This is a genomic window from Desulfotomaculum sp. 1211_IL3151, from assembly GCF_036763075.1.
In the GTDB taxonomy this organism is placed as follows: domain Bacteria; phylum Bacillota; class Desulfotomaculia; order Desulfotomaculales; family Desulfotomaculaceae; genus Desulfotomaculum.
Genome location: NZ_JBAIYV010000062.1, coordinates 43,271 through 54,691, shown reverse-complemented (window position 1 = coordinate 54,691; position 11,421 = coordinate 43,271). Strand labels below are relative to the sequence as shown.

Sequence of the window (11,421 nt, the reverse complement as noted above, 5' to 3'; positions counted from 1 at the left end):
AGGGTTTGAGTTTCGCGAATGATAGTATAAAAGCATTTGGGGGTGTTGTCATGATCTGCCCGAACTGTAAATGTGAATATAGAGAGGGTTTTTCCCATTGTGCTGATTGTAAGATACCATTGGTGGAGGAAGTAAGGGAAGAGCAAGATCGGATTGTCATCATAAAACCCGGTAAATTATACACGGTGTTTTCTTCGATGGACCTGGGACTTATTGCCATAGCTAAATCTCTTTTGGAAAGTTCCGGCATTCCATACTTTGCCAAGGGCGAATCTCTCCAAGGCTTATTTGGTGCCGGAAATATAGGTTTTAACCCCATATCCGGGCCTGTCCAGATACAGGTAAGGGAAGAGGATGTCCCGGATGCTAAAAGACTACTTGAGGAGCTAGCACCGTGAATGTAATTGAATGCATCAAGCAGCGAAGGAGTAGCCGTTCCTTTAAGGATCAGCCTGTACCAACGGAGGTTTTGCAAGAATTAATTACCCTTGGGACCAGGGCCGCCACCGGTTCCGGTAATCAACCCTGGGGCTTTGTGGTAATTCGTGATCAAGTGGAGCTAAAGAAAATCTCTGATTTATCCAGAGAGCATTGGTTGGCCAACCTGGAACATTACCCCCACATGAAGCAGTACCAAACCATGATGTCCAAGGAAAACTATAATATGTTTTACAATGCCCCCTGTTTGTTGATTATTTATGGAGATAGCCGTTCCCATTGGTATATTTATGACGCTTCCCTTGCCGCAGGCAATATCATGCTGGCGGCAAAAAACTACGGCTTAGGCACCTGCTGGATTGGTAATGCAGAAAATATTTGTGATACCGAAGCGTTTAAAGCAAAATACAATGTACCGAAAAGCTATCAGGTCGTCTGCCCCCTAATCATCGGTTACCCAAAGGCAGAGATCCCTCCCGCCAAACGCAAGCCAGCTTTGATTTTTCACATCTAAACTTTTGGGCCATGGGAAGACCATCAGGCATAACGACAAAAGGCCCAAAGCCCAAGGCGATTAAGCCACAGCTATCATATTTTGACACAGCCATGGAAACGGAGATAAGACGATGGGAGTAAGCATACGCGATGCCTTGACCTTGGATGTTCTTAAAGACGCACAAATAATCGCGGGGCAAAGGGGTTTTGACAAGCTTATTAAGAGGGTCAGTGTGGTCGAATGTCCTGACTGTGAAGATTATAAAGGATTGTTGAGGGAAGGGGATTTCTTTTTAACAAGCTTTTATGCGGTTAAGGATGATCCGGCATGCCTGGCCATGACGGTCAAGACTTTGATCGAATCCGGTTCCAGTGGTCTTTGTGTGCTTGACCTGTACATGACGGATTTGCCCGAGGAAATTAAGGTCATGGCGGATCGAAAAAGGTATCCAATCTTAATGGTTTCCAGGGACTTGCCCTATGCAGAAATCATTACTGAAATTATGGATTTAATTATCCAAAACAAAGAGAATATCATTATCGAAATGCAAGTGGATAAACTTTTATTGGAGAAGGATATACATAACCTCAGAGGTTTAGCCCGGCAGATTAATCCTAAATTCCAGGAGTATGTTGCAGCCGTTTATTGTACCGGGAAAAAAGGAATTTGCAGACTTACTTCGAAGCTAAGGGAAAGTTTTAAGGAACTGCCGGGCTGGTCACTGCTTTCTTATAAGGATGGTATTCTAATACTGATCAGTACACCCAAACAGCTGGAGCATAGCCATTTGATCAAAGAACAAAACTACCTAAGTCAAACCATCGAGGGCTATGTGAAGGAATTTAACCTGGGTATAAGCAGACATTATCGGGGACTGGAAAGTCTGGGTATATGCATTAAAGAAGCTCTTCATGCCAATAGCTTAGGTGAGAAGGTTCTCGGCCAGAAAATCACGAATTATAAGGACTTAGGCGTCTATAGAATTTTATCGGTTGTTAAGGAAGCTCCGGAGGTCAAGGAGTTTCATGATGAGATGATCTTACCCCTGCAGGAGTACGACAGTAAGAGCAATACCAATTTATTTAAGACAGCCCTCTCCTATATTGAAAATGATGGGGATGTTAATAAGACAGCCCAGGAGCTTTTTCAGCATAAGAATACCATTCGCTATCGTTTAACAAAGATCAAAGAGATATTGAATATGGAAGGTCTGGAAGGTAGTTTTTACGAACAGCTTGCGGTGGCGGTTAAAATTCATAAGATGCGATAGCACTTGTTTATTGTACAAAACAAGTGCTTTTCATTTTGTACTTTCGACAAAGGTTGCAGAATCATATTGTCGAAATATACCTAAGTGGTCGTATATGTATAAGAAGATGTACATATTCATGCGGATGATGTAAAAACAGGATCAGAACCCAGGTTAATATTGGGGGTGACATCGGTTAGGGGTTGGTTCTGAGACTAGAAAAGGTACGGAGGTGGAATTGTGAATAAGAACAAAACAAGGATTATAGTATTGATAATTTTTGCCATTTTTGCCCTAACCGTGATTACTGGTTGTGGTGGCGGCAATAAGGCTGATTCGGGAGCCCAGAAGGCTAAAATTGCCTATTATGCCTTTAACAGTGAACCAGTATTGGACTGGGACCCCAGTGTGGAATTTTCCAATGGTATTGTGGTGATGAACAATATTTACGAACCTTTGCTAAGGTTTGACCCCATGGAGAACAAGGTTACTCCTGTTTTAGCCGAGGAATACACCAAGTCCGAGGATGGCTTGACCTGGGTTTTCAAGCTTAGAAAAGGTGTTAAGTTCCATGATGGTACAGAAATGAAAGCAGATGCCGTTAAGTTTTCCATTGAAAGAACGAAGGAACTAAACCAAGGTGCTGCCTACATCTGGGATGCTGTCCAGGAAATAAATATTAAGGATGACTATACCGTAGAGTTCAAACTTAGTTACCCAGCACCCTTAGATTTAATCGCCAGCTGCGGCTATGCAGCATTTATCATGTCTCCCAAGGTGGCGGAACAGCCAGAGGATTGGTTCTCCCAAGGCAATGAAGCAGGCACCGGCCCTTATAAATTGCAAAGCACCAAGATGGGTGAAGAAGTGGTACTAACCAAGTTTGATGCGTATTGGCAAGGTTGGGAAGGTAACCATTTCGACAAAGTAATTATTAAAAAAGTACCTGAGACTTCTTCCCGTCGTCAGTTAGTGGAAAAGGGCGAAGCAGATGTAACCATTGAGCTGCCCTATGAAGATGTGGAAGCTCTGAAAAACAATGCCAATGTGCAAATTATGGATGCCCCGTCTTTCCAAAACCTGTTCTTCTGTTTTAATACGGAAAAGGAACCCCTTAACAATAAGCTGGTAAGACAAGCACTTTCCTATGCTTTCCCCTATGAAGATGTGGTCAAATATGCCATGGGAAGTTATGCTACCCAGGCCAAGGGACCGATCCCTTACGGTCATTGGGGACATGGGGAAAACCTGTTTCAGTACAAGTATGACCTTAATAAAGCCAAAGAGCTATTGGCCCAGGCCGGTCTCCCCAATGGCGGCTTCAAACTGCTTTTGACTTATATGTCCGGGGATGAGGCAGAAAAGAAGGCGGCCGAGCTTTATAAAGCAGAACTAGCCAAACTTAATATTGACCTGGAAGTAAGGGGTATGCCCTGGGATAGTCAGTGGGAAATGGCTAAGAGCAAAGATCCCAAGAATAGACAAGACATTCTAGGTATGTACTGGTGGGTGGATTATGCCAGTCCCTACAGTTGGCTGTATAGCCTCTTCCATTCCGAAGAGGAAGTTTTATTTAACCTGAACTACTATAAAAATGACAAATTCGATCAGTTAATTGATGATGCCAATGCCAAGAGTGGTATTGATAGAGCGGCTGCAGAGAAAATGTATATTGATGCCCAACAAATGCTCATTGAAGATGTTCCGTCCGTTTTTGCCTACGATAAACAATATGTTTGGGTCTTTAACAAGCAGTTTAAAGGGCTTAAGAGCAATGCAGCCTACCCCAATACCATTTTCTTCTATGATACCTACCGTGAATAAATACCACGAACAAGGGGCTATTGAATAGCCCCTTACACTTTCGTTTTTCCAAAGGAGGGCAGCGAGGTGCGTTCATTTTTACTTAAAAGACTGGGTTTAGGTGTTTTGGTTTTGTTAGGTGTTATTACAGTAACCTTTTTTATTACCCGAGTCATTCCATCGGACCCCGCAGCAAAATGGGTGGGACCACGGGCCACCCCCCAGCAAATTGAAGTAGCCAGGGTAGAGTTAGGCTTGGATCAGCCCTTATACGTGCAGTTTGGCAAGTATGTGGTGGATCTTAGCCAGGGGGATTTCGGCAAATCCCTGCGCAGCCACCAACCGGTGGCAGAGGAGTTAAAGTCCTATCTGCCGGCCACCATTGAGCTGGTTGTCCTATCAACGATGATTGCGGTTTTCCTTGGTATTCCACTGGGTGTGCTTTCTGCCAAGCGAAAGGATCAGATGGTGGATCACTTTAGCCGGATCTTTTCAGTGGGGGCGGTATCACTTCCCACCTTCTGGGTGGGCCTTTTCTTACAGTTATTGTTTTACCGCTATCTAGGTCTGCTGCCTCTGGGTGATCAGTTAAGCATGGATATTAAACTGTTGTATGAGATTCCGAATATCACAGGCTTTTTGCTTTTTGACAGTTTAATTACCGGTAACTTTGTTATTCTACAAGATGTCTTAATTCATATGATTTTACCCGGTATCACCATTGCCCTATATCCCTTGGGGCTGGTGGCTCGGATGACACGTTCCGCTTTGTTGGAGATTCTTAACGAAGACTATATCAGTGCCGCCAGATCCTACGGTTTGCCAGAGCGTTTAGTTTTATGGAAATATGCCTTAAAAAATTCCCTTGGTCCCACGGTTACAGTGGTTACACTGTCCATTGGCTATACCCTGGTGAACACCTTTTTAATTGAAGCCATTTTTAGCTGGCCAGGGATTGGCAGCTATATTTCTTCTGCTGTGATCAGTTTGGATTATCCGGCCATCATGGGTGTCACGATCTTTTCGGCCGTTGCTTACGTTATCTTAAATTTGGTTGCTGACATAATTATTGCCTTCGATCCAAGGGTTCGCACGTAAAAGGGGTGAAACAATGTCTTTAGCGATTGGAAAAGCTTTAAAACCAAGGATTAAGGAAATGAGATTTTCTTTATATCTATTAAATAGAAATAGGCTTACCAGGTTATCCCTGTTGATTGTGTTGGCCCTAATTGTCATCGCATTAGTGGCACCATTAATCGTACCCTATCCCCAACATATTAGCGTAGAGACCAACCCCCAGGATAAACTTCTGGCACCCTCTGCCCAATATTTTTTTGGCACAGATGAATTGGGCCGGGATATCTTTAGCCGTGTTTTGTATGGTACCAGGATCTCCCTGCAAACTGCCCTGTTGGCTGTTGGGCTGGCTTTGCTCATTGGCATTCCCTTGGGTGCCATAGCCGGGTATTTTGGTGGGTTTGTTGATGAACTGATCATGCGGGTTACCGATGTTTTTCTTAGTTTTCCGCCCTTGCTTTTGGCCATTACCATTGCGGCCTTCATGGGCCCCAGTCTGCAAAATGCCATGTTGGCCATTGCCCTATCCTGGTGGCCCTGGTATACCAGGCTCATTCGTGGTCAAGCAGTTTCCATCCGGGAAAGGCAATTTGTGAAGGCTGCCCGGGCCATTGGTACGCCGCCCTTTAAAATTGTTTTTCAGCATATTGTACCAAACTGTATTTCACCGGTGATTGTTCAGGCCTCCATGGATATTGGCGGCGTGATTTTAACCATTGCTTCCTTGAGTTTCTTAGGCCTGGGGGCGCAGCCGCCGACCCCTGACTGGGGTTTGATGGTGAGTACCAGTCGAAACTACTTTTTAAATGCCTGGTGGTACAGTATTTTCCCAGGCCTGGCCATCTTCGTTACGGTTTTAGTATTTAACCTGCTGGGAGACGGGTTAAGGGAAATAATGGATCCAAAAACCCGAAAGCTTTAGGAGTGGGGAATAAATGAATCATTACTTTGAAATTAAAGACCTCAAGGTGGGTTTTAAAACCTTTGAGGGATATAAAAGGGCCTTGGATATTGAACATCTAGCCATTAATAAAGGGGAGGCCTACGGCCTTATTGGTGAGAGCGGTGCTGGCAAAACAGTGCTTGCTTTAACCATTCTTAGACTGCTGGCCATGCCTCCCTCAGTGGTGGAAAGCGGCCAGATTATTTTTGCCGGGGAGAATCTCCTAACAAAAACAGAGCAAGCAATGAGGCTTTATCGTGGTAAAAGGATCTCCATGATTTTTCAAGATCCCATGTCCACCTTAAATCCGGTTTTCACTGTGGGTGAGCAGCTGCGTCAGGTGATTCAATACAATCGGGGGACTTCAAAAAGGGAAGCTGAAAGGATCGCTTTGGAGACGATCGATCTGGTAAAGCTGCCAGACGCCAAAAACATCATTCAGAAATACCCCCATGAACTAAGCGGCGGCCAACGTCAGCGGATTATTATTGCCATCGCCCTTTCCTGTGGCGCAGAGCTGCTGATTGCGGATGAACCAACCAGAAATTTAGATGTTACGATTCAAGCTGGCATTTTAAAACTGATTGCTGAACTGCAAAGGGATTTAAAAGTATCCGTATTGTTTATTGCCAATAACCCCGGCCTTATCTCTGCGGTCTGTCAGCAGGTGGCCATCTTGCACGAAGGGAGAATTGTGGAAAAGGGCACCGTAAGGGAAGTTTTGCGAGACCCTGTACATCCCTATACCACTGCGTTTCTTAGGGCCATACCAAAGAATAAGCAAGAAAAAATTGACCTAAAAAAATTGGTGGCCTTTGGTGAAGCGGTTAGGAATGGGGGATGTGCTTATTTCTCCAGGTGCTTAAAAAGGCAGGAGCCATGCAGCAGTGCAAGCCCCGCTCTAAAATTGCTGGGTGGCACCCATTTTGCTGCCTGCCATCTTGGTGGAGAAAGGGGTGAGCGATAAATGAGTACGCCTCTTTTATTGGTAAAGGATCTGAAAAAGCATTTTCCCCTTAGGGGTGGTTTTTTGTCCAAGCCAGTGGCCTGGGTCAAGGCTGTGGATGGGGTAAGCTTTGAACTGCACAAGGGGGAAGTGTTGGGTTTGGTAGGGGAGTCGGGCTGCGGCAAAACCACCCTGGTTAGTGTGCTGTTAAGATTGGCAGAACCGACCGCCGGTGAGGTTTTGTTCGAGGGCAAGGATATCTATCAGTTAAACCAGAGGGAATTAAGGGAAATCAGGGAACATTTGCAGATTGTCTTTCAAGACCCCTTTTGGTCCTTAAACCCCAGACTTTTGATCCGGGACATTGTGGGAGAACCCCTCAAGGTGCATGGCAACCCCACCGCCGAAGAAGTGGCTGAAAAGGTGGCCGAGCTTTTGGCCATGGTGGGTTTGCCCAAAGAAGGTGTCTATCGGTACCCCCACGAATTTAGCGGCGGCCAAAGACAAAGGATCGCCATTGCCCGGGCCCTGGCTTTAAAGCCAAAGTTTATTGTGCTCGATGAGCCCACCTCCTCCATTGATGTCTTGTCCCAGGCACAAATTCTTGATCTTTTAAAGGACATTAAGGAGAAATTTGGTCTAACCTATATCTTGATTTCCCATGATTTAAGTGTAGTTAACTACATGTCTGATAAAATTGCTGTCATGTATCTGGGCAAATTGGTGGAGTATGGCACCTCCGAGGAGGTATTTAACCACCCGGCCCACCCCTATACCAAGGCATTGTTTGCGGCTATCCCGGATATTGATACCGAGGGGATCGATTCGCTGGTGACCTTGGACGAGAATGTCCCCAGTGCCATTAATCCCCCCACTGGCTGCCGCTTCCATACCAGGTGTCCCGAAGTCATGGAAGTCTGCAGGGTTAAGGAACCTGAATTGAAGATGGTTGGCGAGGGGCATCAGGCGGCATGTCATTTTGGTGGTTAGTGGTTAGTCGTTGGCTATGTAGATTCTAGACTCAAGGGGACGGTTCTCTTGAGTCAGCAACCCCAAGTGTCTTAAGCCCAGAGACTCAAAAGAACCGTCCCCCTGAGTCGAAAGCCGATTAGAATGATCAGAAACGGAGGCAAAGGAATGACAAAATTATACGGATACGAGTTGCAGAGGGCAGCGGATGTCTTGATGAGGGATATGTTTCAACTTAAGAACGGCGAGACCATTGTTATTACGGCGGACACAGAGTCAGACGAAAGGGTGGTCAATGCTGCAGCCAGCAGTGCCTTTGCCCTGGGGGCAAAACCAATGGTTATTTGGCTGCCGGCACCTCAGGGTGTTGGTAAGGCAGCGGACCCTTTGTTGCCGGTGGAAGCATTGGCAGGGGCCCTAAGCCATGCCGATGCCTGGGTGGAGTTTAACAACCAATGGTTGCTGTACTCCAGTCCCTTTGAGATAGCCATGGAAAAAAACAAAAGACTGCGCTATATCTGTCTGGTAGGCATGGATGTTGACATGATGGTGAGAGTTATTGGCAGAGTGGATGCCAAGGCTTTGTCCGTATTTCAGCATAGGGTGACGGAGCGGAGTGCTCAGGCTAAAAAGATGCGTATTACCACTCCGGCGGGAATGGATCTGGCATTTGAGTTTTTGCCTACCAGAAACATCATTTGTGATGATGGGGATGTTTCACAGCCAGGGGTACATATGCTGGGCGGACAAATTTCCTTCTTCCCGGATTTTGATAGCATTAACGGTACCTTGGTCTTTGACGGCTCACTGGTTCCTCCTTGCGGCTTATTAAAGGAGCCAGTGGTGCTAAAGGTAGAAAAGGGCATGGTTACCGATATCAGTGGCGGGCCACAGGCAATGGAATTTAAAGCCTGGCTGGAGAGTTTTGATGACCCCAATATGTTTCGGGTGGCCCATGGTTGTTACGGCTTTAACCCTGGGGCAAAACTGACCGGCAATATTCTCGAAGATGAAAGGGTCTGGGGCTGCACAGAATGGGGTTTGGGTTATCTCAGTGCTGAAGATGGTCCGCCAGATGGTATTGATGCCAAATCCCACTGTGACGGTATTTGTTTGAATTCGTCCGTTTGGCTGGATGGCGAACAAATTATGGACAAGGGTGTCTTAATCGATCCAGAACTAAAAGAATTGGCGGATCGGATCAAAAAATAATAGAGGTGATGCTGCATGAAAAAGTTAACGAAACAGGATCTGTATGATATTTTATATGGTTGCACCATTCTGGGTACCGGTGGCGGTGGCGCCCTGGAGGAAGGCTTGGCCATGATTGATGATGCCTTGGCTAAGGGCAAGGAATTTATTCTGGTTGATCTCAATGAAGTGCCGGATGATGCCTATATAGCCACACCCTATATGTGTGGGGCCATATCTCCGCTAACGGAAGAAGAAGAAAGAAAATATGCCGGGCTGCCGGTGCTGGAAGAGGAATCTTCGGTTCGGGCCTTCCGGGCCATGGAAGAATACATGGGCAGGGAGTTTTATGGCGTAATATCCACTGAATTGGGCGGCGGCAATACGGCCAAGGCCTTTTATGTGGGAGCACTGACCGGTAAATACATCATCGATGCAGATCCGGCCGGCCGCTCGGTGCCGGAGCTACAGCACTCAACCTACTATATTAATGATTTACCCATCGCCCCCATGGCTGTGGCCAATGAGTTTGGGGATGTTGTGATCCTCAAGGAAGTTGTTAATGACCTGCGGGCGGAAGCCTTAGTAAGGGCCATGGCAGTGGTCAGCAAAAACTCCATCGGTGTGGTGGATCACCCGGCCTTGGCTAAAGACTTGAGAAAGGCTGTCATTCCAGGGGCCATTACCTATGCATTAAAGATAGGCCAAGCCTATCGAGAAGCCAAAGAGGAAAACAAGGATCTAGCCGAAGCTCTGTGTCAGGCAGGCAAGGGTTATCTGTTATTTAAAGGAACGGTGAGGGATTTTGGTTGGGATACCATCGATGGTTTTACCGTGGGAGAGACTTTCCTGGAAGGAACCGGGGACTATGCCGGCTCCAACTATAAAATTTGGTATAAAAACGAGCATATTATCGCCTGGCGGGATGGGGAAGTAGATGTAACGGTACCCGATCTTATTTGCATGGTCTGTGAAGATACCAAGGAACCTGTAACGAACCCGAACTATCAAGCGGGTATGAATGTTTCGGTTTTTGCCCTGCCCGCCCCAGAGGAATGGCGCACCGAAAAGGGACTCCAGTGCTTTGGGCCGAAACACTTTGGATATAATATTGAGTATCTTCCCGTGGAGAAAAAATTTGGCTAGTTGGAGTGAGTACCGTGATGGATATAGAAAAAATTAGACCCGGTGTGATTTCGATGTTCAAGGTTAATATGGGGTTACAGGCTGGGGAAAAGGTATTAATTGTTAATGATGTACCCAACCCAGAGCAATGGCAACTTAGCTATGCTGAGATAAGCGATATAGCCACCCGATCCCTGTTTGCCAGGGCAGTGTATGATATTGCCCTGGAGGCATTCGCTGAAAACCAAATAGATTACCTGGTTTTCCCTTCCACCGGGCAAAATGCTACGGAGCCTGCCCCGGAGGTGGCCGAAAAATTCTTAGACTATGACGTTGTTTTTCTGCTAACCAGCTTTTCCTTATCCCATACCAATACCCGTGAAAGGGCATCCCAAAAGGGCGCGAGAATTGCCAGTATGCCTGGCATAGAATATGCTATGTTCTTAGAAGATGGCCCAATGGCGGTGGATTATGAAGAGATACGCAGGGAAACCGAGGCCCTTGCTGAAAAATTAACCAAGGCCAAAATTGCCAGGGTTACGACGGAATGGGGTACAGATATTCGCTTCAGCATTGAAAATCGGGCAGGCGGACCGGACACTGGCATTTATGCTGTTAAAGGGGAATGGGGCAACCTCCCCGGCGGAGAAGCCTTTATTGCACCCCTGGAAGGAACCGCCAACGGAACCCTGGTAGTTCCTAAAGGATGGTATCCGGGTCTTGCAGAAGATATGACCCTGGCGTTTCAGGATGGTTATGTGGTATCCCTGGAGGGTGGCGGCAAAGTAGGAGAGGAATTTACCAAGCTATTCTCCTTCGGGGATGCAGGCTATCAACACCGGAGAAATTGTGCGGAGCTAGGCATTGGCACAAATCCCAAGGCTAAAAAGCCCGATAATGTGTTGGAAGCAGAAAAAATTAAAGGAACGATTCATATTGCCGTGGGGGATAGTTCCCATATGGGCGGGTTAACGGAGTCGGATCTGCATGAGGATTTTGTTTTGCCTAAGCCGCGCCTATACCTAGATGGTGAATTAATTATAGGAAAATAAATAATAACCAGAAAAACTGTCGTCTCAGTGATTGGCAGTTTTTCTATTGTCCGGCCGGGGTTACTTGAGCAAAAAAGTTTCAGAATATACTGTCAGGCGAGTGACAACTTTGTGGCAATTATATATAATGTA

General features: G+C 46.2%; 11 protein-coding genes. All 11 read left to right on the top strand.

What is annotated here, in order from left to right; all coding sequences use genetic code 11:
* Positions 1–50: 50 nt before the first annotated feature.
* The 11 genes from V6C11_RS17260 to V6C11_RS17210 all read left to right on the top strand — a co-directional run bounded on the left by V6C11_RS17260 (position 51) and on the right by V6C11_RS17210 (position 11,289).
* Positions 51–398, top strand: coding sequence for a putative signal transducing protein (locus tag V6C11_RS17260; RefSeq protein ID WP_333532433.1), 348 nt, complete (start codon positions 51–53; stop codon positions 396–398).
* The gene (locus V6C11_RS17255) at positions 395–952 is read left to right on the top strand and encodes a nitroreductase family protein (RefSeq protein WP_333532432.1); all 558 of its coding nucleotides are present in this window, start codon (positions 395–397) and stop codon (positions 950–952) included. Before V6C11_RS17260 ends, V6C11_RS17255 begins: the two co-directional genes overlap by 4 nt.
* A gap of 112 nt (positions 953–1,064) precedes the next feature.
* Positions 1,065–2,204 carry a PucR family transcriptional regulator gene (locus V6C11_RS17250; RefSeq protein ID WP_333532431.1) on the top strand — a complete coding sequence of 380 codons (1,140 nt, stop codon included), beginning with the start codon at positions 1,065–1,067 and terminating at the stop codon, positions 2,202–2,204.
* Between the two features lie 219 nt (positions 2,205–2,423).
* Positions 2,424–4,007, top strand: coding sequence for an ABC transporter substrate-binding protein (locus V6C11_RS17245; protein ID WP_333532430.1), 1,584 nt, complete (start codon positions 2,424–2,426; stop codon positions 4,005–4,007).
* Positions 4,008–4,073: 66 nt separating this feature from the next.
* Positions 4,074–5,084 (top strand): ABC transporter permease, encoded by a 1,011-nt coding sequence (locus V6C11_RS17240; protein ID WP_333532429.1) that lies wholly within the window; start codon positions 4,074–4,076, stop codon positions 5,082–5,084.
* A 13-nt stretch (positions 5,085–5,097) separates the two neighbouring features.
* Positions 5,098–5,985, top strand: coding sequence for a nickel transporter permease (gene nikC, locus V6C11_RS17235; RefSeq protein WP_333532428.1), 888 nt, complete (start codon positions 5,098–5,100; stop codon positions 5,983–5,985).
* Positions 5,986–5,998: 13 nt separating this feature from the next.
* Positions 5,999–6,973: an ABC transporter ATP-binding protein gene (locus V6C11_RS17230; protein WP_333532427.1), complete on the top strand. Its 975-nt coding sequence runs from the start codon at positions 5,999–6,001 to the stop codon at positions 6,971–6,973.
* Positions 6,974–7,942: an ABC transporter ATP-binding protein gene (locus V6C11_RS17225; RefSeq protein WP_333532426.1), complete on the top strand. Its 969-nt coding sequence runs from the start codon at positions 6,974–6,976 to the stop codon at positions 7,940–7,942.
* Positions 7,943–8,089: 147 nt separating this feature from the next.
* Positions 8,090–9,133: an aminopeptidase gene (locus V6C11_RS17220; RefSeq protein ID WP_333532425.1), complete on the top strand. Its 1,044-nt coding sequence runs from the start codon at positions 8,090–8,092 to the stop codon at positions 9,131–9,133.
* Positions 9,134–9,148: 15 nt separating this feature from the next.
* A complete protein-coding gene (locus tag V6C11_RS17215) occupies positions 9,149–10,258 on the top strand; it encodes a DUF917 domain-containing protein (protein ID WP_333532424.1) in 1,110 nt (369 codons plus the stop codon).
* A gap of 17 nt (positions 10,259–10,275) precedes the next feature.
* Complete coding sequence (locus V6C11_RS17210) at positions 10,276–11,289, top strand: aminopeptidase (protein WP_333532530.1); 1,014 nt, start codon at positions 10,276–10,278, stop codon at positions 11,287–11,289.
* Positions 11,290–11,421: the final 132 nt, after the last annotated feature.

What these genes read in the sequence shown, in the direction of transcription:
- V6C11_RS17260 (WP_333532433.1), top strand. Translation starts at nt 51, where the DNA reads ATGATCTGCCCGAACTGTAAATGTGAATATAGAGAGGGTTTTTCCCAT.
- V6C11_RS17210 (WP_333532530.1), top strand. Translation starts at nt 10,276, where the DNA reads ATGGATATAGAAAAAATTAGACCCGGTGTGATTTCGATGTTCAAGGTT.
- V6C11_RS17250 (WP_333532431.1), top strand. Translation starts at nt 1,065, where the DNA reads ATGGGAGTAAGCATACGCGATGCCTTGACCTTGGATGTTCTTAAAGAC.
- V6C11_RS17225 (WP_333532426.1), top strand. Translation starts at nt 6,974, where the DNA reads ATGAGTACGCCTCTTTTATTGGTAAAGGATCTGAAAAAGCATTTTCCC.
- V6C11_RS17230 (WP_333532427.1), top strand. Translation starts at nt 5,999, where the DNA reads ATGAATCATTACTTTGAAATTAAAGACCTCAAGGTGGGTTTTAAAACC.
- V6C11_RS17220 (WP_333532425.1), top strand. Translation starts at nt 8,090, where the DNA reads ATGACAAAATTATACGGATACGAGTTGCAGAGGGCAGCGGATGTCTTG.
- nikC (WP_333532428.1), top strand. Translation starts at nt 5,098, where the DNA reads ATGTCTTTAGCGATTGGAAAAGCTTTAAAACCAAGGATTAAGGAAATG.
- V6C11_RS17215 (WP_333532424.1), top strand. Translation starts at nt 9,149, where the DNA reads ATGAAAAAGTTAACGAAACAGGATCTGTATGATATTTTATATGGTTGC.